Origin of the sequence: Streptomyces sp. NBC_00028, assembly GCF_045041065.1 — a bacterium.
Taxonomy (GTDB): Bacteria; Actinomycetota; Actinomycetes; order Streptomycetales; family Streptomycetaceae; genus Streptomyces.
Genome location: NZ_CP108293.1, coordinates 6,429,076 through 6,453,834, shown reverse-complemented (window position 1 = coordinate 6,453,834; position 24,759 = coordinate 6,429,076). Strand labels below are relative to the sequence as shown.

At 71.9% G+C, this 24,759-nt stretch carries 18 protein-coding genes; 10 read left to right on the top strand and 8 right to left on the bottom strand.

Annotated elements, in window-relative coordinates:
- The first annotated feature begins 38 nt into the window (after positions 1-38).
- The 3 genes from OG885_RS29040 (at position 39) to OG885_RS29030 (ending at position 2,106) form a co-directional block, all read left to right on the top strand.
- Positions 39-956: a sugar phosphate isomerase/epimerase family protein gene (locus OG885_RS29040; RefSeq protein WP_405736863.1), complete on the top strand. Its 918-nt coding sequence runs from the start codon at positions 39-41 to the stop codon at positions 954-956.
- A 295-nt stretch (positions 957-1,251) separates the two neighbouring features.
- Positions 1,252-1,452, top strand: a complete 201-nt coding sequence (locus tag OG885_RS29035) for an AlpA family transcriptional regulator (protein WP_059191908.1) — start codon at positions 1,252-1,254, stop codon at positions 1,450-1,452.
- A 48-nt stretch (positions 1,453-1,500) separates the two neighbouring features.
- Positions 1,501-2,106, top strand: a complete 606-nt coding sequence (locus tag OG885_RS29030; protein WP_405736859.1) for a GNAT family N-acetyltransferase — start codon at positions 1,501-1,503, stop codon at positions 2,104-2,106.
- Here the strand turns inward: OG885_RS29030 and OG885_RS29025 are convergent.
- Both OG885_RS29025 and OG885_RS29020 read right to left on the bottom strand, forming a co-directional pair.
- Positions 2,087-3,130 carry a zinc-dependent alcohol dehydrogenase family protein gene (locus tag OG885_RS29025; RefSeq protein ID WP_405736857.1) on the bottom strand — a complete coding sequence of 348 codons (1,044 nt, stop codon included), beginning with the start codon at positions 3,128-3,130 and terminating at the stop codon, positions 2,087-2,089. The two genes, OG885_RS29030 and OG885_RS29025, sit on opposite strands and share 20 nt — an antisense overlap.
- 49 nt (positions 3,131-3,179) lie before the next feature.
- Positions 3,180-4,379 carry a cation:proton antiporter gene (locus OG885_RS29020; protein ID WP_405736855.1) on the bottom strand — a complete coding sequence of 400 codons (1,200 nt, stop codon included), beginning with the start codon at positions 4,377-4,379 and terminating at the stop codon, positions 3,180-3,182.
- Positions 4,380-4,516: 137 nt separating this feature from the next.
- Between OG885_RS29020 and OG885_RS29015 the strand changes: the two genes are divergently transcribed.
- Together OG885_RS29015 and OG885_RS29010 are read left to right on the top strand one after the other, a co-directional pair.
- Positions 4,517-4,750, top strand: coding sequence for a heavy-metal-associated domain-containing protein (locus OG885_RS29015; protein ID WP_399957252.1), 234 nt, complete (start codon positions 4,517-4,519; stop codon positions 4,748-4,750).
- 24 nt (positions 4,751-4,774) lie between these two features.
- Positions 4,775-7,030 carry a heavy metal translocating P-type ATPase gene (locus tag OG885_RS29010; protein WP_405736853.1) on the top strand — a complete coding sequence of 752 codons (2,256 nt, stop codon included), beginning with the start codon at positions 4,775-4,777 and terminating at the stop codon, positions 7,028-7,030.
- 949 nt (positions 7,031-7,979) lie between these two features.
- Here OG885_RS29010 and OG885_RS29005 read toward each other — a convergent pair.
- The 4 genes from OG885_RS29005 to OG885_RS28990 form a co-directional block, all read right to left on the bottom strand.
- Positions 7,980-9,269: a citrate synthase gene (locus tag OG885_RS29005; RefSeq protein ID WP_405736851.1), complete on the bottom strand. Its 1,290-nt coding sequence runs from the start codon at positions 9,267-9,269 to the stop codon at positions 7,980-7,982.
- A gap of 150 nt (positions 9,270-9,419) precedes the next feature.
- Positions 9,420-11,720 (bottom strand): ATP-dependent RecD-like DNA helicase, encoded by a 2,301-nt coding sequence (locus OG885_RS29000; protein WP_405736848.1) that lies wholly within the window; start codon positions 11,718-11,720, stop codon positions 9,420-9,422.
- A 55-nt stretch (positions 11,721-11,775) separates the two neighbouring features.
- Positions 11,776-12,750 carry a pyridoxamine 5'-phosphate oxidase family protein gene (locus OG885_RS28995; protein ID WP_405736845.1) on the bottom strand — a complete coding sequence of 325 codons (975 nt, stop codon included), beginning with the start codon at positions 12,748-12,750 and terminating at the stop codon, positions 11,776-11,778.
- On the bottom strand, positions 12,747-13,448 hold the full coding sequence (locus OG885_RS28990) for a hemerythrin domain-containing protein (protein WP_405736843.1): 702 nt from the start codon (positions 13,446-13,448) through the stop codon (positions 12,747-12,749). The genes OG885_RS28995 and OG885_RS28990 overlap by 4 nt, the downstream gene beginning before the upstream one ends.
- Before the next feature lie 173 nt (positions 13,449-13,621).
- Here OG885_RS28990 and OG885_RS28985 point away from each other — a divergent pair, with 173 nt between their 5' ends.
- Entirely contained in the window at positions 13,622-17,443 is a 3,822-nt protein-coding gene (locus OG885_RS28985; RefSeq protein ID WP_405736841.1) for a BTAD domain-containing putative transcriptional regulator, read from the top strand.
- On the opposite strand, the gene OG885_RS28980 is transcribed toward OG885_RS28985, so the two are convergent.
- The gene (locus tag OG885_RS28980; RefSeq protein WP_405736838.1) at positions 17,440-18,615 is read right to left on the bottom strand and encodes an MFS transporter; all 1,176 of its coding nucleotides are present in this window, start codon (positions 18,613-18,615) and stop codon (positions 17,440-17,442) included. The two genes, OG885_RS28985 and OG885_RS28980, sit on opposite strands and share 4 nt — an antisense overlap.
- 284 nt (positions 18,616-18,899) lie before the next feature.
- On the bottom strand, positions 18,900-19,514 hold the full coding sequence (locus OG885_RS28975) for a helix-turn-helix domain-containing protein (protein ID WP_405736836.1): 615 nt from the start codon (positions 19,512-19,514) through the stop codon (positions 18,900-18,902).
- On the opposite strand from OG885_RS28975, the gene OG885_RS28970 reads away from it, so the two are divergent.
- The 4 genes from OG885_RS28970 (at position 19,513) to OG885_RS28955 (ending at position 24,759) form a co-directional block, all read left to right on the top strand.
- Positions 19,513-20,034, top strand: coding sequence for a GNAT family N-acetyltransferase (locus OG885_RS28970; RefSeq protein ID WP_405736833.1), 522 nt, complete (start codon positions 19,513-19,515; stop codon positions 20,032-20,034). The genes OG885_RS28975 and OG885_RS28970 overlap by 2 nt on opposite strands.
- Positions 20,035-20,274: 240 nt before the next feature.
- The gene (locus OG885_RS28965) at positions 20,275-21,312 is read left to right on the top strand and encodes a LacI family DNA-binding transcriptional regulator (protein WP_405736830.1); all 1,038 of its coding nucleotides are present in this window, start codon (positions 20,275-20,277) and stop codon (positions 21,310-21,312) included.
- Entirely contained in the window at positions 21,309-22,832 is a 1,524-nt protein-coding gene (locus OG885_RS28960) for a sugar ABC transporter ATP-binding protein (protein ID WP_405736827.1), read from the top strand. Before OG885_RS28965 ends, OG885_RS28960 begins: the two co-directional genes overlap by 4 nt.
- Positions 22,822-24,759: a substrate-binding domain-containing protein gene (locus tag OG885_RS28955; protein WP_405736824.1), complete on the top strand. Its 1,938-nt coding sequence runs from the start codon at positions 22,822-22,824 to the stop codon at positions 24,757-24,759. Before OG885_RS28960 ends, OG885_RS28955 begins: the two co-directional genes overlap by 11 nt.

The window sequence follows — 24,759 nt, the reverse complement described above, 5'->3', positions numbered from 1 at the left end:
CTTGACAGCGCTTACCGCTCACACGGAAGCTGACCGGCATGACGTCGTTGTCACCCTCTTCCTCACTGTCCCGCATCCGCATCGGGTCGGCTCCCGACTCCTGGGGTGTGTGGTTCCCCGACGACCCCCAGCAGGTCCCCTGGCAGCGCTTCCTCGACGAGGTCGCGGACTCCGGTTACGAGTGGATCGAGCTTGGCCCTTACGGGTATCTGCCGACCGATCCCACCGTGCTCACCGAGGAGGTGGGCCGGCGCGGGCTGAAGGTGTCGGCCGGCACGGTCTTCACCGGGCTGCACCACGGTGAGTCCGTCTGGGAGAAGACCTGGGCCCATGTCGCCGACAACGCGGTCCTGGCGCAGGCCATGGGAGCGAAGCACCTCGTCGTCATCCCGTCCTTCTGGCGGGACGACAAGACCGGCGAGGTGCTGGAGTCGGACACGCTGACGCCGGAGCAGTGGCGGAACCTCACCTCGCTCACCGAGCGGCTCGGGGAGCGCGTGCGGGAGGAGTACGGGCTCCGGATCGTCGTGCATCCGCACGCCGACACGCACATCGACAGCGAGGACAACGTCACCCGCTTCCTGGACGGGACCGACTCGTCGCTGGTGTCGCTGTGCCTGGACACGGGGCACTACGCGTACTGCGGCGGGGACAGCGTGAAGCTGATCGAGACGTACGGGTCCCGGATCGGGTACCTGCATCTGAAGCAGGTCGACCCCGAGATCCTCGCCGACGTACGGGCCAAGGGGACGCCGTTCGGGCCCGCGGTGGCGCAGGGCGTGATGTGTGAACCGCCGTCGGGTGTACCGGCGTTGGGGCCGGTGCTTGAGGCCGCGCAGGCTCTGGACGTGGATCTGTTCGCGATCGTGGAGCAGGACATGTATCCGTGCGAGCCGGACAAGCCGCTGCCTATCGCTCAGCGGACACGGGCGTTTCTGAGGAGCTGCGGGGCGTAGTTCGTCGGCTGCGGGTGCGGCTCCAGCTGGGTGAACCCTTCCGCGCCGCCCTGTCAACGCGCCGCGCCCACACGCCCGCGTGCGCCTTTGCTGCACTCCTGTCACGAACACCCCTTGTGTGTCACACATGTCGCGTATACGCGGGTCTTGCGTCACACGCGGTGCACAGGGCCTGACCCGCGCTCACTCTCCGTCGTTGACGGGGCACAGGCTTTGTGACGCCAGCGCAGCGCCCGGTACCCCCGACGGCCGTTCCCGGCCGCCGCCGCGGCGCGCGCAGGGAGGTGCACCCCTCATGACCGACCGAAGGCTCTGGTCGTACAAGGAGATCGCCGCGCACATCAAGGTGCAGCCGGACACCGTGCGGTCGTACCGCAAACACGGGCTGCTGCCCCCACCCGACCACGTGGAGGGCGGCAAGCCCTTCTGGTACGCGGACACGGTGCGGGCCTGGGTCGCCGCCCGGCCCGGCAACCGCGGCAGACGAGAGGACTGAGGGGAAACACGGTTGCCGACCCGGTGCCCGGCCGGTGAGGATCCGTGGATGAACTTCTCCGTCAAACCCGTGCTGACCGGCGAGAAGACCGTGCTGCGGCCGTTCACGGAAGCGGACGCGGAGGTCATGGCGGAGATCATCCGCGACCCCGACGTCGTCCGCTTCACCGGCGGGCCGGACACCGAGTTCACCCTGGAGCACCTGCGTTCCTGGTACGGCTCCCGGTCCGCCCAGACGGACCGCCTCGACCTCGCCGTCACCGACCGCGCCACCGGTGAACTCGTCGGCGAGGTGGTGCTGTACGAGTGGGACGACCGGGCACGCGGCTGTACGTTCCGCACGCTCCTCGGACCCCGGGGCCGTGACCGCGGCCTCGGCACCGAGGCGACACGTCTCGTCGTCGGGTACGGCTTCGAGGAACTCGGCCTGCATCGCATCCAGTTGGAGGTCTACGGCCACAACACCCGGGCCCTGCGCGCCTATGAGAAGGCCGGGTTCGTGCGGGAGGGCGTCCGGCGGGAGGCCGATCTGCGGGACGGGCGGTGGGTGGACTGGGTGGTGATGGCCGTACTGGAACAGGAGTGGGCCGCCCTGGGAGAGGGGCGGGCCGCCCTGAGGGAGGGGCGGGCCGGTCTCAACCCCACGGCTCGATGACCGTGACCCCCGCCCCCCGTGCCGTTCCCATCGCCGCCAACGCGGCCGGGGTCGCGTTCAGGTCGATCGTGGAGGTGACCAGCAGGTCCGGTCGCAGTACTCCCGCCCGGACCAGGGCCAGCATGCCCGGGTAGGTGTGCGCGGCCATGCCGTGGCTGCCCAGGATCTCCAGCTCCAGAGCGATCGCGCGGGCCATCGGGACGGGGGTCGTGCCGTCCGTCGAGGGGAGCAGCCCGACCTGGAGGTGCCGGCCGCGGCGGCGGAGGGAGTTGACGGAGGCCGCGCAGGTGACCGGGGAGCCCAGGGCGTCGAGCGACAAGTGGGCGCCGCCGCCGGTGAGTTCGCGTACCGCCGCTGCCGTGTCATCGGCCGCCGACGCGTCCACCACCTCCGTCGCGCCGAACTTCCGTGCCAGCTCCAGGGCTTGGGGCGACACGTCCACCGCCACCACCCGCGCTCCGGCCGCCGCCGCGATCATCACCGCCGACAGACCCACCCCGCCGCAGCCGTGCACCGCCACCCACTCCCCCGCCGCGACCCGCCCCTGCTGCACGACCGCCCGGAACGCGGTGGCGAACCGGCAGCCCAGGGCGGCCGCGGTGGCGAAGGACAGCTCCTCGGGGACGGCGACCAGGTTCACGTCGGCGTGGTCGAGGGCCACGTACTGGGCGAAGGAACCCCAGTGGGTGAAGCCGGGCTGGGTCTGCCGCTCGCAGATCTGGTGGTCGCCGGCCGCGCAGGCGGCACACGTTCCGCAGGCGCACACGAAGGGGACGGTGACGCGGTCGCCGGGGCGCCAGGCGGTGACCCGGTCGCCGACCGCCTCGACGACACCGGCGAGTTCATGGCCGGGCACGTGCGGGAGCGTGATGTCGGGGTCGTGGCCCTGCCAGCCGTGCCAGTCGCTGCGGCACAGACCGGTGGCCGCCACCCGGACCACGACCCCGTGCGGGGCCGGTCCGGGGTCGGGCACCTCCCGCACCTCGGCCGGCTCGCCGTACCGCTCGAAGACCACTGCCCGCATGTGCGCTCCCATCGCCGTGAAGGTCTGGCCCCTCCATCCTGACCCGGCTTCACCACGACTCCGAACCCCCCAGCGGCTCCTCGACCACCCGACGCTCGCCGCGCAGCCGCAGCCCGGCCAGCGGGAACAGCAGCACCGACAGCATCGCGGCGCCGACCAGTGCCGCCGCCTCGTCCGTCTTCAGGACGCCGTCGTCGACACCGATCGTGGTGATGGCGACGACCAGGGGAAGCGCGGTGGACGCGAAGAGGGTCAGGGCGCGCCGGTCCCGTCGTACGAGATCCGGCGGGGCCAGCGCGTACACGGGCAGGCCGCGGACCAGGACGAACAGCAGCAGGAAGACCGGCAGGAGGAGCAGCGCCCGGCCGCCGGACAGCAGGGCGTCGAGGTCGAACTCGATGCCGGTGACGACGTAGAACACCGGCACCAGGAAGCCGAACCCCATCGCCTCGACCTTCTCCAGGACGGGCCCCGCGCTCTCCGGCGCCGCCCCGTGCAGCAGCAGCCGGGTGAGCATCCCGGCGGCGAAGGCGCCGAGCAGGGTGTCGAGGCCGAGCGCCTGGGAGATGCCGAGCATCACCGCGAGGAGCAGGACGACCAGGCGTACGGCGAACTGGCCGCTGCTGTGCAGGGTCTTCGCGATCACCCGGGGGAACCACGGCGGGCGCGGGCGCATCGCCCACCACACCGCGGCGGCCGTCAGCAGGGCGAACGCCGCCAGGACCGCGGTCGACCGGCCCGGTGCCCGCCCGCTCAGCAGCAGCGCGATGGCGATGATCGGCCCGAACTCCCCGACCGCGCCGAACGCCGTCAGCACCGAGCCGAACCGCGAGTGCAGATCCCCCGCGTCCCGCAGCACCGGCAGGACCGTGCCGAGGGCGGTGCTGGTGAGGGCCGTACCGATGTAGACGCCCTTGGACAGTCCGGTGAGGGCGCAGGCCAGCGCCAGTCCGACGACGAGCGCGGTCAGCCATGCCCACAGCGCGCGCTTGAGGGTGTCGCCGCGGACCTTGTCGAACTCGATCTCGTATCCGGCGAGGAAGATCAGCATCGCCAGGCCCAGGTCGGACAGGGTGTCGATGACCTGTCCGTCGCCGGCCCAGCCCAGTACGTCCGGGCCGGCCAGGATGCCCAACAGGATCTCGAAGATGACGAGCGGCACCGGAAGCCGGCGGCTGACCCCGTACGCCAGCAGGGGTGCGAGTACCGCGATGGACATGATCAGGATGAGCGTCCCGGCCTGCGACATGGTTGGTATCTACCATAAAGTCCCGGGAAATCCCGCTGGGACTCCGCTTGGTAAATACCCCCTAGGGGTATAGTGTGTGTTACGTGGACGCCACCGCGGGTCCCGTAGAACCCACACGCCTCGAAGAGGAGAACGAGATGACCGCCCAGAGCGACACCCAGGTCACCACCGTCTACAAGGTGAGCGGCATGAGCTGCGGCCACTGCGAGGGCTCGGTCTCCGGCGAGATCTCCGAGCTCCCCGGCGTCAGCTCCGTGAAGGCCGTCGCCTCCACCGGTGAGGTCACCGTCGTCTCCACCGCCGCACTCGACGAGGAAGCCGTGCGCGCGGCGGTGGACGAGGCCGGTTTCGAGCTCGTCGGCAAGGCGTAACCAGCACCTCCTGGAGTACGGAACATGTCCGGCACCACCGCCCCGATAGGCCCGCCCGCCGAGGTCGAACTCGTCATCGGCGGCATGACCTGCGCCTCCTGCGCCGCCCGCGTGGAGAAGAAGCTCAACCGGATGGACGGCGTGACCGCCACCGTCAACTACGCGACGGAGAAGGCGAAGGTCACCTACGCCGAGGGCGTCGAGGTCGCGGATCTGATCGCGACGGTGGTGAGGACGGGGTACACGGCCGAGGAGCCGGCGCCTCCGGCGCAAGAGCCCGCCCCGGCCGAGGACCCGGAGTCGGCGTCCCTGCGGCAGCGGCTCGTCGTCTCCGCCCTCCTCGCCGTCCCCGTCGTCCTCCTGTCGATGATCCCGGCCCTCCAGTTCGACAACTGGCAGTGGCTGGCCCTCACCCTCGCCTCCCCGGTGGTCGTCTGGGGCGGACTGCCCTTCCACCGCGCCGCCTGGACCAACCTCCGCCACGGCGCCGCCACCATGGACACCCTCGTCTCGCTGGGCACGCTGGCGGCGTACGGCTGGTCGCTGTGGGCGCTGTTCCTCGGGGACGCGGGCATGGCGGGCATGAAGGACGAGTTCAGGTTCACGGTCGCGCGCATGGACGCGAGCACGACCATCTATCTCGAAGTCGCGGCCGGTGTCACCACGTTCATCCTGCTCGGCCGCTATCTGGAGGCCCGCTCCAAGCGCCGCGCGGGGGCGGCCCTACGGGCCCTGATGGAACTGGGCGCGAAGGACGTGGCGGTGCTGCGGGACGGCCGCGAGGTCCGCGTGCCCGTCTCGCGTCTCTCCGTCGGCGACCGTTTCGTGGTCCGCCCCGGGGAGAAGTTCGCCACCGACGGCACGGTCGTCGAGGGCGTCTCCGCCGTCGACGCGTCGATGCTGACCGGAGAGTCGGTGCCGGTGGACGTCACGGTCGGGGACGCGGTCGCGGGCGCGACCGTGAACGCCGGCGGGCGGCTGGTCGTCGAGGCCACGCGGGTGGGCGCCGACACCCAGCTCGCGCGGATGGCGCGACTGGTCGAGGAGGCGCAGAACGGCAAGGCCGAGGTGCAGCGGCTCGCCGACCGGATCTCGGCCGTCTTCGTCCCGGCGGTCATCGCGATCGCCGTGGCCACGCTCGGTGGCTGGCTCGGCGCGACCGGCGACCCGGCCGCCGCGTTCACCGCGGCCGTCGCCGTCCTGATCATCGCCTGCCCGTGCGCGCTGGGCCTCGCCACCCCGACCGCGCTGATGGTCGGCACGGGCCGCGGCGCCCAGCTCGGCATCCTCATCAAGGGCCCCGAGGTCCTCGAATCGACCCGCCGCGTCGACACCGTCGTCCTCGACAAGACGGGAACGGTGACCACCGGCCGTATGACCCTCCACGAGGTCTACGCCGTCCAGGGCACCGACGAGAAGCAGGTGCTGCGGCTCGCGGGCGCCGTGGAGCACGCCTCCGAGCATCCCGTCGCCCGGGCGGTCGCCGCCGGTGCGGAGATGGGGGTCCCCCCGCTCGAGGGAAGCCGAGAGTGGGGGAGGGTGGGGGCGCTGCCGGCGGTCGAGGCGTTCGAGAACGTGCCCGGGCGGGGTGTGCGCGGGCGCGTGGAGGGCCATGACGTGGCCGTGGGGCGCCTCTTCGACACGCTGCCTGAGGACTTGGCCCGCGCCAGGGACGAGGCGGAGAGGGGCGGCCGTACGGCCGTCGTGGTCGGCTGGGACGGGGCGGCACGCGGTGTCGTGGCCGTCGCGGACGCGGTGAAGGAGACCAGCGCCGAGGCGGTGCGGGAGCTGCGGGCCCTCGGGCTCACGCCGGTGCTGCTGACCGGGGACAACCGGACGGTCGCCGAGGCGGTGGCCGAGCAGGTCGGGATCTCGCGAGTCGTGGCGGAGGTGCTGCCCGAGGACAAGGTGGAGGCCGTACGGCGACTCCAGGGCGAGGGGCGGGTCGTCGCCATGGTCGGCGACGGGGTCAACGACGCCGCCGCGCTCGCCGTGGCCGACCTGGGGCTGGCGATGGGGACCGGGACGGACGCGGCGATCGAGGCGGGGGATCTGACGCTGGTGCGTGGGGATCTGCGGGTGGCGGCGGATGCCATCCGGCTGTCGCGGCGGACGCTGACCACGATCAAGGGGAACCTGGTGTGGGCCTTCGGCTACAACGTGGCCGCGCTGCCGCTGGCCGCCGCGGGGCTGTTGAACCCGATGATCGCGGGCGCCGCCATGGCGTTCTCCTCGGTCTTCGTCGTGACGAACAGCCTGCGATTGCGCTCATTCCGTTAGGGGGGACCCTCTGGAGTCCGGCGCGCGGCTCACATAAGCTCTTCACAAGGCTCGCGCATCATCCTTACGCTTGGGCCCCGATCGGCGTATCGGTCCCCTTGCGTATCAAACGGACAAATGCAAGAGACGCAGATCACAGTGATGTGAACGTAACCATCGAAGGGGTTCGAAGGTCTAAGTTGGCGATGTCAGGCCGCGTCTTGGGGGGCGCATCCTGGCATCTGGGGATGTCTTGGGGGACTTCCTCAGAGATGCGTTGCCGGGGCACGTACGTCGGGAAGCTTTGAGCGGCCCACCCGACCGTGCGCTGTCCCGGCAGATCGCACACCGCGGTACACACAAGTAGGAGTACGACGAGTTTTGCTCGTTCTGCTCAACACAGCGATTCAGGCGCTGTTTTCTCACAGACGCCCGGCCGGATCCCGTGGGGGGAATCCGCACCGGGACATGGGAAGGCGCCCTGGACGTCGGCCCGTGGGGGGACCGCCGCCAGGGCGCCTTCTGTTTTGCCCAGCCTGTCCGGGGCTCGCCGCCGCCGTGACGCACCACCGGCTCCGCCGCGCGGGCGCGACCAGCCACTGGACGCACCAAGGGGCGCGGGGAACTGCGCGATCGGCCACGACGGCCCTGCAGTCGCCCGCGCCCCTTCAGCGACGAACTCTTAGGCGAACGGCACCCCCACCGGCAGGTGTCAGCGCTCCTCGACCGGGATGAAGTCGCGCTCCACCACGCCCGTGCTGAGCCGACCCGGGGGCAACCCCCGGCCCCCGGCCGACCCCTCGGGGCACCCCGCGCCACACACCGGAAGACCCGACGGGCGCAGCCGAAGCCAAGAGGACCGACCGGCGGCAAGGCGTCGATCAAGCGGGCCCGACCGACGCGGGCCAAGCCCAGGGGAGACCGACCAGCAGCAGGGCGCCGATCAAGCGACGCCCCCCACCGGCAGGTGTCAGCGCTCCTCGACCGGGATGAAGTCGCGCTCGACGACGCCCGTGTAGATCTGGCGCGGGCGGCCGATGCGGGAGCCCGGCTCCTTGATCATCTCGTGCCACTGGGCGATCCAGCCCGGGAGGCGGCCGAGGGCGAAGAGGACCGTGAACATCTCGGTCGGGAAGCCCATCGCGCGGTAGATGAGGCCCGTGTAGAAGTCGACGTTCGGGTAGAGGCTGCGCGAGACGAAGTAGTCGTCGGAGAGCGCGTGCTCCTCCAGCTTGAGCGCGATGTCCAGCAGCTCGTCGGACTTGCCGAGGGCCGAGAGGACGTCGTGCGCAGCCGCCTTGATGATCTTCGCGCGCGGGTCGAAGTTCTTGTAGACCCGGTGGCCGAAGCCCATCAGCCGGACGCCGTCCTCCTTGTTCTTCACCTTGCGGATGAAGGTGTCGACGTCGCCGCCGGAGGCCTGGATGCCCTCGAGCATCTCCAGCACGGACTGGTTGGCACCGCCGTGCAGCGGGCCCCACAGGGCGTTGATGCCGGCCGAGATCGACGCGAACATGTTCGCCTGGGACGAGCCCACCAGGCGGACCGTGGAGGTCGAACAGTTCTGCTCGTGGTCCGCGTGCAGGATCAGGAGCTTGTCCAGCGCGGCAACGACGACCGGGTCGAGGTCGTACTCCTGCGCCGGGACCGAGAAGGTCATACGGAGGAAGTTCTCGACGTAGCCCAGGTCGTTGCGCGGGTAGACGAACGGGTGACCGATCGACTTCTTGTACGCGTACGCCGCGATCGTCGGAAGCTTGGCGAGCAGCCGGATCGTCGAGAGGTTGCGCTGCTTCTCGTCGAACGGGTTGTGGCTGTCCTGGTAGAACGTGGACAGCGCGGAGACGACCGACGACAGCATGGCCATCGGGTGCGCGTCGCGCGGGAAGCCGCGGTAGAAGTTCTTGACGTCCTCGTGCAGCAGGGTGTGCTGCGTGATGTCGTTCTTGAAGACGGAGAGCTCGTCGACGGTCGGCAGCTCACCGTTGATCAGCAGGTACGCCACCTCAAGGAAGGTGGAGCGCTCGGCCAGCTGCTCGATCGGGTAGCCGCGGTAGCGGAGGATGCCCGCCTCGCCGTCGAGGTAGGTGATGGCGGATTTATAGGCGGCGGTGTTGCCGTAGCCGCTGTCCAGGGTCACCAGACCGGTCTGGGCGCGGAGCTTGCCGATGTCGAAGCCCTTGTCGCCGACGGTGCTGTCGATCACCGGGTAGGTGTACTCGCCATCGCCGTACCGCACTACTACAGAGTTGTCGCTCACGTCATCCCTCACCGACGTTGTGCCTCTTCTTCGAGGTTGCCCTGACTGTCTCTACCATCCCCCATTCGGCGCAGAAGAGTGCACTGGGGGTCGACCATTGGGCCTATTGGCGGCACTCAGTGCCGCCAACTTGCCCATCCTGCCCCTCCCCTACCCGGTTCCGGAAGGGCTCTGTGACCTAGGTGACTCATTTGATCGATCATTTTTTGATGAGAGCCTGAAGTCCAGTGCCGTGCAGCGTCGCCCCGCCGACACCGTGCGCACCGCCTGACCGATCGCCTTGCGTGAACCGACCAGCACGACCAGCTTCTTGGCCCGGGTGACCGCCGTGTACAGCAGGTTGCGCTGGAGCATCATCCAGGCACCGGTGGTGACCGGGATCACCACCGCCGGATATTCACTGCCCTGGGAACGGTGAATGGTCACCGCGTACGCGTGGGCCAGCTCGTCCAGTTCGTCGAACTCGTACGGCACCTCCTCGTCCTCGTCCGTCAGCACCGTCAGGCGCTGGTCGACCGGGTCGAGCGAGGTGACCACGCCCACGGTGCCGTTGAAGACGCCGTTCTTGCCCTTCTCGTAATTGTTGCGAATCTGGGTGACCTTGTCGCCGACCCGGAAGACCCGGCCGCCGAAGCGCTTCTCGGCGAGGTCGGGCCGGCCGGGGGTGATGGCCTGCTGCAACAGACCGTTGAGATGGCCGGCGCCCGCGGGGCCTCTGTGCATCGGCGCGAGCACCTGGACGTCCCGGCGCGGGTCGAGCCCGAACTTGGCCGGAATCCGACGGGCCGCCACATCCACCGTGAGCCGCCCGGCCTCCTCCGTGTCGTCCTCGACGAAGAGGAAGAAGTCCTTCATGCCGTCCGTGACGGGATGCTGCCCGGCGTTGATCCGGTGCGCGTTGGTCACCACCCCGGACTGCTGCGCCTGCCGGAACACGCGCGTGAGACGGACGGCGGGGACGGGGCTGTCGTCGGCGAGCAGGTCCCGCAGCACCTCGCCCGCGCCGACGGACGGCAGCTGGTCGACGTCTCCCACGAAGAGCAGATGCGCCCCCGGCGGCACCGCCTTCACCAGCTTGTTGGCGAGCAGCAGGTCCAGCATGGACGCCTCGTCCACGACCACCAGATCCGCCTGGAGCGGGCGGTCCTTGTCGTAGGCCGCGTCACCGCCCGGCTTCAGCTCCAGGAGGCGGTGGACCGTGGAGGCCTCGGCGCCGGTGAGCTCGGCGAGGCGCTTGGCGGCGCGGCCGGTGGGGGCGGCGAGCACGACCCTGGCCTTCTTGGCGCGGGCCAGCTCCACGATCGAGCGGACCGTGAAGGACTTGCCGCAGCCCGGGCCGCCGGTCAGGACGGCGACCTTCTCGGTGAGCGCCAGCTTGACGGCGGCCTCCTGCTCGGGTGCGAGGTCGGCGCCGGTGCGGTCCTTCAGCCAGGCGAGCGCCTTGTCCCAGGTCACGTCCCGGAAACCCGGCATACGGTCCTCGCCCGTGCGCAGCAGGCGCAGCAGCTGGGCGGCCAGGGAGAGTTCGGCGCGGTGGAAAGGGACGAGGTAGACGGCGGTGACCGGTTCGCCGTGCTCCCCGGGGACCTTCTCGCGTACGGCGCCCGGTTCGCCGGTGTGCTCGTCCGGCTCGGTGAGTTCGGCCAGGCACTCGATGACCAGGCCGGTGTCGACCTGGAGCAGTTTCACCGCGTCGGCGATCAGCCGCTCCTCGGGGAGGTAGCAGTTGCCCTGGTCGGTGGCCTGCGACAGCGCGTACTGGAGGCCGGCCTTCACGCGCTCCGGGCTGTCGTGCGGTATCCCGACGGACTGGGCGATCTTGTCGGCGGTGAGGAAGCCGATGCCCCAGACGTCGGCGGCGAGCCGGTAGGGCTGGTTCTTCACGACGGAGATGGAGGCGTCGCCGTACTTCTTGTAGATGCGCACGGCGATGGAGGTGGACACCTCCACGGTCTGGAGGAAGAGCATGACCTCCTTGATCGCCTTCTGCTCCTCCCAGGCGTCGGCGATCTTCTTGGTCCGCTTCGGACCGAGGCCGGGCACCTCGATGAGCCGCTTGGGCTCCTCCTCGATGATCCGCAGGGTGTCCAGGCCGAAGTGCTGGGTGATGCGGTCGGCGAAGACCGGCCCGATGCCCTTCACCAGCCCCGAGCCGAGGTAGCGGCGGATGCCCTGGACGGTGGCGGGCAGGACGGTCGTGTAGTTCTCGACGGTGAACTGCTTGCCGTACTGCGGGTGGGAGCCCCAGCGGCCCTCCATGCGGAGGGACTCGCCGACCTGGGCGCCGAGCAGCGCGCCGACGACGGTGAGGAGGTCGCCGCCGCCCCGGCCGGTGTCCACGCGCGCGACCGTGTACCCGTTGTCCTCGTTGGCGTAGGTGATCCGCTCCAGCACGCCTTCGAGGACGGCGAGCCGCCGCTCGCCCGTCGCGTTCCCCGCCTGTTGAGCCATGATCCGACGGTACCGGTGCGGTACGACAACGGCCGGGGTTGTCCACAGGTGGGGCTCAGTGGTGCGGGGAGCGCAGTACGTCGCGCATCCTGCCCTCGTCGGCGGCGCTGTGCCCGCGGGCGGACCGGGCGAGTGCGCGGAAGCTGTCCCACTCCACCGGGGGCCGGGTCAGACCGCGGCGGTGCAGATACCGGTCGGTGGCCCGCTGGGTGTGGCGCAGGACCCGTAGCGCGTCGCTCGGCCGTCCCGAGCCCATCGGCTCCAGCACCTTTACGGGCACGAGCAGCCAACCGTCGTCGGTCTGCCTCAACGCACCGCGGACCAGCGCGTTTCGCATCCGGTTGAGCTTGTCGTCGTGCCGGTGCACCAGCAGCGAGGCGGGCCCGGGCACCACCGCGTGATCGTCCGGCGGGCTCACCACGAAGCCGCCGGCCGTGGGCGCGGTCCGGGTGCGGGCCAGCACGGGCGCCCCGGAGGCGTCGCGCGCGGCGAGGACCGCCGTGGGATGGCCGGCGAGCTGCTCCGCGCCGGGCAACGGAGTGCCGTCCGGCCCGGCGGACACCTTCAGGAAGGGGGGCGCCGTGGCGGAGCGCACGATCACCCGCTCCGGGGTGACGGTGATGACGAGCCGCAGGTAGTACCAGTCCATCAGCCGCCGCATCGGGCGCGCGAGATACGACCGGCTGTGCGGCTGCCGCTCGAAGAGGGTCCGCCAGTAGTCGTCGAGGCCTTGAGGTCCCGTCCTGATGTCGTCCGGGCACTCTGCCGTGCCGCCGACGAAGAGGTGCGGGGCGTCGGCCAGACCGCTGCCGGTGGGGTCGGAGAAGAGCAGGGCGACGCGGCCGTCGCGGCGGATGTTGAGGGCCTTCTGCGCGAACGCGAGGGACGTGGTCAGCACCAGCGTCCCGTCCTCGCGGCGCCGTACCGCCGTCGGCCAGGCGAGCGGTGTCCCGTCCCGGCCCAGCGTGACGAACTCGCAGGTCCGGTAGGCGTCCAGGACGGCCGTCGGGGCGGAGTCGAGCACGGTCACCGTCCCGTCCCCCCGGTCAGCGGGCCCCGCATGGCCTGGCAGGCCGCGGCGTACTGCCGGCGTCCCACCCACCGCCACAGCAACCGCCCCAACAGCGGGGCCCGGCCCAGGAAGTAGGCCCGCTCGTCCTCCGTGGCGTCCTCCAGGATCGCGCCGAGGGCCAGCATGACCTTGTTCTTCGGGAGGGTCTCCAGGCCGCGGCGCCCGACCTCGTCCCACTCGGGGACGGTCAGATGATCGGCGACCAGCGGGAGGACCAGCTTCTCCTCGTCGTCCAGGTGGTCGAGCAGGGCGAGACGGTGTTCCTCCAGCGCCAGGGCGAGCTCCTGCCCGGCGACGCTGTCGGCCGAGCGCCGCCACTGAGGCGCCCAGTCCCCGACCGCCGCCAGCGTTCGGTCTATGTGCCCGTGCTGCTCCTCCATCCGGGCCACCAGGTCGTCCTGCCCGGCGGCCCGCACCCGTAGCAGGGGCCAGATCAACTCGTCCTCCAGCGCGTGGTGATGGTGCAGCCCCATCACGTAGTCGTCCAGATACGCCGAGACCTGCTCGGCCCGGGCCGACGCGCCGTCCGGTACGGCACGGACCAGGCGCGGCAGCAGCGCGGACTCCCGGCGGAAGACGCGGTGCACCACGACCATCTCGTGGGTGTGGGGGCGCTCGGCGGTGGGAAGGCCGGAGGGTGTGGGGCTGGGGGTCACGCGGATGTCCTTCGAAGCTCGGATACAGACGGCTGCCACGCTCGCGGCGCCTGCTTGGCGAGGACATGGAGTCCGCTTGGAGCCCCTTCGAAGCCACTGCCGGTGCCTGCCTGACCAGCGCGTTTAGTGCCTGTTGACGGGGCCGGCGCAACCCTCGGCTACATTTCGGCGGCGTGCTGTCCATCAGAGTCCTGGGTCCCCTCGGTGCCGATGTCGCGGGTGCGCCGGTGGAGTTGGGGCCCCCGCGGCAGCGGGCCGTCCTCGCGCTCCTGGTCGCCGCCCGCGGCAGGGTGACGTCCGTCGACCGCATGGTGGACGAGCTGTGGCGCGGGGCGCCCCCGGCCAGGGCGACCGTGTCCCTCCAGTCGTACGTGTCGAATCTGCGCCGTGTGCTCGAACCGGGCCGCCCGCCGCGCACCCCGGCCTCCGTGCTGGTCTCCACCGCGCCCGGATACGCCGTGCGGCTGCCCGAGGACACGGTGGACGCCTGGCGTTTCGAGTCCTGGGTGAGCCGTGCCCGGCACGCGCCCGCCGCGCAGGCGCGGGAGTTGCTGACCGAGGCCCTGGGCTGGTGGCGGGGGCCCGCGTTCCTGGAGCACGCGGACGAGCCGTGGGCGGTGCCCGAGGCGGCCCGTCTGGACGCGCTGTGCGCGGAGGCCCACGAACTCGCCGTCGCCGCCGGGCTGCGCACCGGGCACACCGCCGAGGCCACGCTCGCCGCCGAGGCCATGGTCCGCGACCGGCCGCTGCGCGAGGAGGGCTGGCGGCTGCTGGCGCTCGCCCACTGGGCGGGCGGCCGACGCGCCGACGCGCTCGCCGCGCTGCGCCGGGCCCGCGCGGTGGTGCGCGACGAACTCGGCTGCGACCCCTCACCGGCCCTGGCCGAACTGGAACACGCCGTCCTCGCCCAACGGCTGGACGTACTGCGGGCGGCGGTACCGGCATCGCCGCGGACGATGTCCATAGCGCTCCCCTCCCAGCCCGCCGCCGCCCCTCCCGCCCCACCTCGCGGCGGTCACGACCTCTTCGTCGGCCGGGACGAGGAGCTGCGGGCCCTGGACGGTGCCGCGCAGGCGGCCCGGCACGCCGGCGGTCTGGTGCTGGTCACCGGAGAGGCGGGGGCGGGCAAGTCCGCCCTGCTCGCCCGGCTCACCGGCCGCCTGCGCGGCAGGGGCTGGACGGTGGTCGTCGGCCGCTGCCCGGAGGACGAGGGGGCCCCGCCGGCCTGGGCCTGGACCGAGGCACTCGGCGCACTGGCCCTGACGACACCTCCCCCACATCCGGAGCAACTGGCGGCCCTGCTGCGAGAGTCCGACGCCACACCCGCCACGACCGAGGCCACGGCGACGACGGCCCGGAACAGCACCACGACCGCCGCCGGCCTCCCGGCCCCACGCCCCGCCAACCTCCCCACCCCGACCGACACCACGACGACCACAGCCCCGACCAACACCACAACCGCCACCGACACCCCCGCCCCACACCCCGCCAACCTCCCCACCCCGACCCACACCACGACGACCACAGCCCCGACCAACACCACAACCGCCACCGACACCCCCGCCCCACACCCCGCCAACCTCCCCACCCCGACCCACACCACGACGACCACAGCCCCGACCAACACCACAACCGCCACCGACACCCCCGCCCCACACCCCGCCAACCTCCCCACCCCGACCCACACCACGACGACCACAGCCCCGACCAACACCACAACCGCCACCGACACCCCCGCCCCACACCCCGCCAACCTCCCCACCGCAACCGGCGCCACCGCGACCCCAGGCCCGAACGGCACCACAACCGCGCCCGGCCCCCCGGTCCCGCGCCCCTCCGTCACCCCCACCACCCGTGACGAGGCCACCGCGGGGCGGTTTCGGCTGCATCGGGCCTTCGCGGCCTGGCTGCGGGGTGCGGCGGGCGGGCGGCCGATCGCCGTCGTCCTGGAAGATCTGCATCGCGCCGACGGGCAGACCCTCGCCCTGCTCGAAGCGGCCGCCGCGGTCACCGGGGTGCCGTTGCTCACCGTGGCCTGCTACCGGCCGGCCGAGGTGAACGGGCAGCTGGCCAAGAGCCTGGCCCAGCTCGCGCCCCGGTTCCCGCACCGGATCACGCTCGGTGGACTGTCCCACCAGGACATCGCCACCGTGGTCACCGCAGTCCGCGGGGCGCCCGTGGACACGGCCACGGTGACGGCGCTCGCCGAGCGCACCGGCGGCAACCCGTTCTACGTGTGGGAGAGCGCGCGCCTGCTGGCCGACGAGGGCGCCCTGGTCGCCGTGTCCGAAGTGCCCCAGGGAGTGCGGGACGTGCTGCGCAGGCGGCTCGCGCTGCTGCCCGCCGCAGCGCTCGCGGCCGTGCGGCTGGCGGCGGTGGCGGGGCTGGAGTGCGACGTCGCGCTGCTGGCGGACGCGGCCGAGACGGACGAGGAGACCCTGCTGGCGGGGCTCGACGCCGCCGTGGCCGCGGATCTGCTGACCGAGCCGGGGCCGGGGCGGGTGCGGTTCGTGCACGCGCTGGTCCGCGACACCGTGTACACGGACCTGTCCGGCACCCGGCGGGCCCGGTTGCACGACCGTATCGCCGCGGAACTGCGCCGCCACCGCCCCGACGATCTCGCCGCGCTGGCCCACCACTTCGCCCGGTCGGGCCGTACCGCGAACGCTCCCCTGGCCGTCGACTACGCGCTGCGGGCCGCCGAGCGGGCCGAGCGGCGGTACGCCCACGACGTGGCCGTAGGACTGATCGAGCAGGCGCTGGAGGCGCACACCGCGGCCACCGCCGATCCCGAGGGCGATCCGGACGGGACCGTCGCGCTGCTGGTGCGGCTGCTGGGCGCGCAGGTGCGGGCCGGTGCCACGGACGGCGCCCGGCGCACCCGGGGGCGGGCGGTCGGCCTGGCCGTGGGGGCGGGCCGGGACGACCTCGCCGCGGCGGTCTACGGCGGCTGGACCGAACCCTCCCCCTGGCGCAGCCGGTTGGAGGGCTTCCTGGACCGGACCGACCTGGCCCATCTGGAGCGGCTCGCCCGTGATCCCGCGCTGGACGGGCCGACCCGCGCGCGTGTGCTCCAGGTCCTGGCGGACGCGGTGGCGGGCGAGGACGCGCCACGGGCCCTCGACGCCGCGCGCACCCAGCTGGCGCTGGCCCGGACCGATGGCGAACCCCGGCTCCTGGCCTCGGCGTTGATGACGTCGGCCCGGGTGCTGCCGCACGAGCCGCAGGGCCCGGCCCGCACCCCGCTCGTCGCCGAACTGCGCGCACTGGCCCGGGCCCACGACCTGCCCGCCCACCTCTGGGTCTGCGAACACCTCGACGGCCTGACGGCCGCGACCCGCAACGACCCGGACGCAGTACGCCGGCACACCGCGGCCGGACTGGAACTCGCCCTCCGCTACCGGATGCGCTGGGCGCAGGGCATCAATGTCGCCACCTCGGCCATGCTGGCCACGGTCGCCGGCCGATTCGAGGAGGCGGAGGCCCGGTACGCCGAGGCGGAAGGGCTCTTCCAGCGCGTCGGGGCGCACCACGCCACGGGCCCGCGCACGCTGGGGCTGTGGACGATCCGCTTCGCGCAGGGCCGGGAGGCGGAGATCGAGGCCGACGTCCGTGCCGTGCACGCGGCGGTCGGCGCTCCCGTGGCGGTGGCCCTCGCGCTCGTCCTGGCCCGGCAGGGGCGGCTCGCGCAGGCGCGGGCCGTCGAGTTCCCGGTGCGGCCGGTGACGGACCATCTCTACGGTGTGGAGCTCGACTACCGCAGCGAACTCGCCGTCATGCTGGGCGACCGGGACGCCGCCCGGATACTGATCGGCCATCTGCTGCCCCTGCGGGAGCAGTTCGCGGGGACAGCCGGCGGGGCCTATGCCACGCGTCCCCTCGCCCGGGCCCTCGGGGACCTGTACCGGTTCCTCGGCGAGGAGCGGCACGCGGCCGACGCGTACGCCGTGGCCGAGCGGGTGGCCCGTGCGTGGGGGTGCGCGGACGGGCCTTAGGCGAAAGGCCTCTTGTCCCCGGCGCGTACGACTCCGACGGCGGCGAGCAGCGCGGCGAGCGCCGCGAGGGCGGTGCCGGTCCAGCCGACGGCTTCGAGCAGCGGCGCCGCGATCGTCGTACCGACGGCTCCCACCATGAAGTACAGCACCAGGTAGACGCTGCTGAGGCTGCCGCTCCGGTCGGGGTCGAGGGCCATGACGCGGCTCTGGTTCGCCGCCTGGGCGGCGAACGCGCCGGCGTCGAAGAGGGCCAGGCCGAGGGCGGTGGTCAGAGGGGTGTCCAGGCCCGTGGCGAGCAGGGCGGTGCCGGTCGCGGCGGTCAGCAGGGAAGCCGTGATCACCGTACGGGGGCTGTGGCGGTCGGTGAGGCGGCCGGTCAGCGGCAGGACGACGAAGCCGAGGAGGCCCGCCAGGCTGTAGAGGCCGATGGCGGTGGGGCCGAGGGAGTACGGAGGGCGGCCGAGGGCGAGGGCCAGGCTGACCCAGATCAGGTTGAAGGCGAGGTACCACAGGCCGCCGGCGGCCACCGCGCGGCGCAGGCCGGGGTGTCGGCGCAGGAGGCGGGGCAGTGCCTGGACCGCGGCCAGGTAGGTGCCGCGCGCGGGCGGCCGTTCCCCCGGCAGCAGCCTCGCGACGGCCGTCGCGCACAGCACCGCGGCGGCGGCGAAGACCAGCAGCATCGCCCGCCAGCCGAAGGCGTCCGCGAGGGCTCCGCCGACGAGACGGCTGAGCAGGATGCCGGCCGACATCCCGGCGGCGACGGTGGCCACGGCACGCGCGCGGCGTCCCTCGGCGGCGAGGCGGCCCGCGATGGTGCCGGCCTGCGCGGCGGCGCCGGCCGTGGCGCCGATCAGGAGGTAGGCGGCGAGGAGCACGCCCGCGCCGGGGGCCGCCGCGGCCAGGACGAGGGCGGCGGCGAGGGCGGTGAGCTGGGCGGCCAGCAGACGGTCGGGGGCCACGCGGTCGGCAAGCGGGAGCAGCAGCACGAAGCCGGTCATGCAGCCGAGCAGCGCGGCGGTGGGGATCAGGCCGATCACCGACAACGGGACGTGGAGCTGGGCGGCGACGTCGGTGAGCGCGGGCTGGATCGCGTAGTTGTTGGCGATCGCCGTGCCGGCGACAACGGCGAGGAGGAAGGGACGGCCTCGGGGGGCGGGGGCGGGTGCGGGCACGGGTGTGGGGGTGGGGGTGGGCGGGGGTCCGGAAGCGGGCGCGGGTCCGGAAGCAGGCGCAGGTCCGGGCACGGGCGTGGGGGTGGGCGCAGGTCCGGAAGCGGGTGCAGGTCCGGGCACGGGTTTAGACGCAGGTCCGGGCGCGGGCCCAGAAGCGGGTGCAGGTCCGGGAGCGGGTCCGGAAGCAGGCGCGGGCTCGGGAGCGGGAGCGGGTGACCCTACCGGGTCAACGGCGGCGCAGGGTGCCGTCGACGCGACGTGACGCGCGGGGCGTATCGGTCGCCTCATGGCTGCGGGTGCCGAGCCAGGACGACGACGTAACGGCACTCGGTGTCGGTGTCGTTGACGAAGACGCGCGGAGCCGGTTCGCCGAGTTCGATGGTGTCGCCGGGGTGGAGGTGGTGCACCAGATCGCCCTCGTGGAAGGTCAGTTGACCGTCGAGGACCCACACCAGTTGCCGGATGAACGCGAACGCCGCCGCGGGGTAGGGGACTTGGGCCCCGGCGGGCAGGCGGATCTCGGCGATCTCCGTGGGGAAGCGGGGGCTGGTGATCTGGCGGCGCCGATAGCCCGTCTCGGGGTCGCGCCACACGGCCGCGTCGGCCTCCCGGCGCACCCGCACCCGCACTCGCTCCCCCTCCCCCTCCCCCTCGACCTCGGCCGCCGCCTCGCCCTCCGCCGACGCCAGCAGCGAGGACACGCTGAGCTGGAACGCGGCCGACAGCTTGCCGAGGACGACCGCCGTGGGGCTGCTCTCCTCCCGTTCGATCCGGCTGATCATCGCCTGGGAGACCCCGGAGGCCTCGGCGAGCTGCGCCAGGGTCCAGCGGCGGCGTTCCCGCTCGGCCCGCACGCGTGCGGCGATCTGGCGCACCAGGGGATCTACTATGTTGGACATGAATCCAATATACGAGACGTCCGCCACGGGCGTGACCGTACGCCCGGCGCTTGCCGGGGACGCCGAGGCCGTCCGCGACATCCGCAATCACGCGATCGAGCACTCCACGGCCCTGTGGACCGACCGGACCCTGTCCGCCGCCGAGGGCGCGGCCTGGCTGGCCTCCCACCTGGAGCGCGGCTCCGCGTTCGTCGCCGAGGCCGCCGGCGAGGTGGTGGGCTTCGCGACGTACGGGCCCTGGCGGGAGAAGGAGGGCTACCGCCACACCGTGGAGAACTCGGTCTACGTCCGCGAGGGGCGCCACGGCCTGGGCATCGGCTCTGCGCTGCTGGACGCCGTCATCACCTCGGCCCGCGCGGCCGGCCATCACGTGATGGTCGCCGGGATCGAGGCCGGGAACAGCGCGTCGGTGCGGTTGCACGAGCGGTACGGGTTCGAGCACGCGGGGACGGTCCGGGAGGTCGGCATCAAGTTCGGGCGGTGGCTGGACCTGACGATCATGCGGCTGCCGCTGAGCTGAGCACCCCTTCACCACCAGCGCCCCTTCACCACCAGCGCCCCTTCAGCACGAGCGCCCCTTCAACACGAGCACCCCTTCCTCGCGAGCGCGCCTTCATCACGATCCGGTCTCAGAGGTCGGGCGGGGGCTTGATTAACTGCCGTGTAATCGATTCCAATCCTCCGTACACGCCGATGTAATCGATTCCATGAACCGATTGCCCGGCTGATCACGATCGATCCACAAGGAGGTGGAACGGCGATGGCGAGCATCAAGGACGTGGCTGCCGAGGCGGGAGTGTCCGTCGCCACGGTCTCGCGCGTCCTGAACGACCATCCGTCGGTCAGCGCCGACGCACGCACACGCGTGCTGGCCGCCGTGGCAGCGCTGGGCTACCGCCCGAACGCCGTCGCCCGTTCGCTGCGCACCGACCAGACCCACACCCTCGGCCTGGTCATCAGCGACGTACTGAACCCGTACTTCACCGAACTGGCCCGCTCCGTCGAGGAGGAGGCCCGCGCGCTCGGCTACAGCGTCATCATCGGCAACGCCGACGAGCGGCCCGACCTCCAGGACCACCACGTACGGACGCTGCTGGACCGCCGTATCGACGGCCTCCTGGTCTCCCCCACCGACGGCGGCTCCCCGCTGATGCTGGACGCCGCCCGCGCGGGGACCCCGATGGTCTTCGTGGACCGGTGGATCCCGGGCGTGGACGTACCGGTCGTCAGGGCCGACGGACGGGCCGCCGTCCGGGACCTCGTGGCGCATCTGCACGCGCTCGGGCACCGCCGGCTCGCGATCATCGCGGGCCCCGCCGCCACCACCACCGGCAGCGAGCGCGTCGAGGCCTTCCGCGAGGCCCTCGCCGAGTACGGCATCCCCCTCCCTGACACCTACATCGGGCAGGGCGACTTCCAGGCCGAGAGCGGGCGGCGGGTCACCGAGGGCTTCCTCGACCTGCCCGAGCCGCCCGAGGTCGTGTTCGCCGCCGACAACCTGATGGCGCTCGGCGCGCTGGACGCCGTCCGCGCGCGTGGGCTGCGGGTCCCCGAGGACCTCGCGCTCGCCGCGTTCGACGACATCCGCTGGTTCGTGCACACCGATCCGCCGATCACCGCGATCGCCCAGCCCACGGGCGAGCTGGGGCGGGCCGCCGTGCGCGCGCTCGTCGACCGCATCGAGGGCCGGGAGCCGCGGTCCGTCACCCTTCCCGCCCGTCTCGTCGTACGCCGCTCGTGCGGCGAGCAACCGGCTTCCCCCGAGCCGGCCCCCGTACAGAACAGGAGCACGTCGTGAGCAACCCGGACGAGTTGCTGCGCATCGAAGGCATCCGGAAGACCTTCCCGGGCGTGGTCGCGCTGGACGGCGTCGACTTCGACCTGCGCCGCGGCGAGGTGCATGTCCTCCTCGGTGAGAACGGCGCGGGCAAGAGCACCCTCATCAAGATGCTCTCCGGCGCCTACACGCCCGACGAGGGCCGCATCCTGGCCGCCGGCGCGGAGGTGCGCATCCACGGTGCGCAGGACGCCGAGCGCCTCGGGATCGCCACCATCTACCAGGAGTTCAACCTCGTCCCCGACCTGACGGTCGCCGAGAACATCTTCCTGGGCCGCCAGCCGCGCCGCCTCGGCATGATCGACCGCAAGCGGATGGAGGCCGACGCCGAGGTCCTGCTCGCGCGCGTGGGTGTCGACGTGTCGCCCCGCGCGCGGGTGCGCGAACTCGGCATCGCCCGCCTTCAGATGGTCGAGATCGCCAAGGCGCTGAGCCTGAAGGCGCGTGTACTGATCATGGACGAGCCGACCGCGGTGCTCACCTCCGAGGAGGTGGACAAGCTCTTCGCAATCGTGCGCACGCTGCGCGAGGACGGCGTCGGGATCGTCTTCATCACGCATCACCTGGAGGAGATCGCCGCCCTGGGCAACCGGGTCACGGTCATCCGGGACGGAAAGTCCGTCGGACAGGTCCCCGCCTCCACCCCGGAGGACGAGCTGGTCCGCCTGATGGTCGGGCGGTCCATCGAGCAGCAGTACCCGCGTGAAGTGCCCGAGAAGGGCGCCGCGTTGCTGACCGTCGAGGGGCTGACCCGGGACGGTGTCTTCCACGACGTGTCCTTCGAGGTGCGCGCCGGCGAGGTCGTCGGTATCGCGGGTCTTGTCGGCGCCGGGCGGACGGAGGTCGTGCGCGCGGTGTTCGGCGCCGACCCGTACGACCGGGGCGCGGTGAGGGTCGCCGGGGCCGCGCTGAAGCGGCATGACGTCAACGCGGCCATGGCGGCGGGCATCGGGCTGATCCCCGAGGACCGCAAGGGCCAGGGCCTGGTCCTCGACGCGTCCGTCGAGGAGAACCTCGGCCTGGTGACGCTGCGTTCGGCCACGCGCGCGGGGCTCGTCGACCTCAAGGGTCAGCGCGAGGCCGCCGCCCGGATCGCCGGGCAGCTGGGCGTGCGGATGGCCGGACCGGGCCAGCACGTGCGGACGTTGTCCGGCGGCAACCAGCAGAAGGTCGTCATCGGCAAGTGGCTGCTCGCCGACACCAAGGTGCTGATCCTCGACGAGCCGACGCGTGGCATCGACGTCGGCGCGAAGGTCGAGATCTACCAGCTGATCAATGAACTGACCGCTCAAGGTGCGGCCGTGCTCATGATCTCCAGCGATCTGCCCGAGGTCCTCGGCATGAGCGACCGGGTCCTGGTCATGGCCCAGGGCCGGATCGCCGGTGAACTCCCCGCCGACCAGGCCACTCAGGACGCCGTGATGGCGCTCGCCGTCAGCAACCCCCACACCCTTGAGAAGGAGGCCCCTCGTGGCCACTGACACGCTCAAGAGCACGACGGGCGCCTCAGGGCTGCGCCGGCTGCTCCTCGACAACGGCGCGCTGACCGCGCTGATCGTCCTCGTCATCGCCATGTCGGCGCTGTCCGGCGACTTCCTGACGACGGACAACCTCCTGAACGTCGGCGTCCAGGCGGCCGTGACCGCCATCCTCGCCTTCGGTGTGACCTTCGTGATCGTCTCGGCGGGCATCGACCTGTCGGTCGGCTCGGTCGCCGCCCTGTCGGCCACCGTCCTCGCCTGGAGCGCCACTTCGCAGGGCATGCCGGTGGTCCTCGCGGTGCTGCTCGCCATCGCGACCGGCATAGCGTGCGGCCTGGTCAGCGGTTTCCTGATCTCGTACGGCAAACTGCCGCCGTTCATCGCGACGCTCGCCATGCTGTCCGTGGCGCGCGGTCTGTCGCTGGTGATCTCGCAGGGTTCCCCGATCGCCTTCCCGAGCTCGATCTCCCATCTCGGTGACACCCTCGGCGGCTGGCTGCCGGTGCCCGTGCTGGTGATGATCGGCATGGGTCTGATCACGGCGTTCGTGCTCGGGCGGACGTACATCGGCCGTGCGATGTACGCGATCGGCGGCAACGAGGAAGCGGCCCGTCTCTCCGGTCTGCGGGTGAAGCGGCAGAAGCTCGCGATCTACGCGTTCTCCGGTCTGTTCGCCGCGGCCGCCGGCATCGTCTTGGCCTCCCGTCTCTCCTCCGCTCAGCCGCAGGCCGCGCAGGGCTACGAGCTCGACGCGATCGCCGCGGTCGTCATCGGCGGCGCGTCGCTGGCCGGTGGTACGGGCAAGGCGTCCGGGACGCTGATCGGCGCGCTGATCCTGGCGGTGCTGCGCAACGGCCTCAACCTGCTGTCCGTCTCCGCGTTCTGGCAGCAGGTGGTCATCGGTGTCGTCATCGCCCTGGCGGTTCTCCTGGACACGGTCCGCCGCAAGGCGGGTGCGACGCCGGTGGCGGCGGGGACGGGCGGCAACAGGGGCAAGCAGGCAATGACCTATCTGCTCGCGGCCGTGGTCGCGGCGGCGGTCGTGGGCGCCACCTCGCTCCTGCACAGTGGCACCTCGGAGGCGAAGAGCCAGAAGATCGGTCTGTCGCTGTCGACCCTCAACAACCCGTTCTTCGTGCAGATCCGCGCCGGAGCGCAGGCCGAGGCGAAGAAGCTGGGTGTGGACCTGACGGTCACCGACGCGCAGAACGACGCCTCGCAGCAGGCCAACCAGCTGGAGAACTTCACCAGTTCGGGCCTCGGCACGATCATCGTCAACGCGGTGGACTCCGACGCGGTGACCCCGGCGGCGAAGGCCGTCAACAAGGCGGGCATCCCGCTGGTCGCCGTCGACCGCGCCGTCAACAACGCGGACACCGCCGCCCTCGTCGCCTCCGACAACGTGGCCGGCGGCAAACTCGCTGCGAAGGACCTCGCCGAGAAGCTGGGCGGCAAGGGGAAGATCGTCGTCCTCCAGGGCCAGGCGGGCACCTCCGCGAGCCGGGAGCGCGGCGCCGGTTTCACCGAGGGGCTCAAGGCCTACCCGGGCATCGAGGTCGTCGCCAAGCAGCCCGCCGACTGGGACCGCACCAAGGGCCTGGACGTCATGACCAACCTGCTCCAGGCCAACCCGGACATCGACGGTGTCTTCGCCGAGAACGACGAGATGGCGCTCGGCACGATCAAGGCGCTCGGTTCCAAGGCCGGAAAGTCCGTCCAGGTCATCGGCTTCGACGGAACCGAGGACGGCCTGAACGCCGTCAAGGCAGGCACGCTGTACGCGTCGGTGGCGCAGCAGCCGGCGGAACTGGGCAGGATCGCCGTGCAGAACGCGGTGAAGGTCGCCGAGGGCGACAAGGTCGAGAAGTCGGTGATGGTGCCGGTGAAGGTGGTCACGAAGGAGAACGTGGCCGACTTCGCGGGCTGA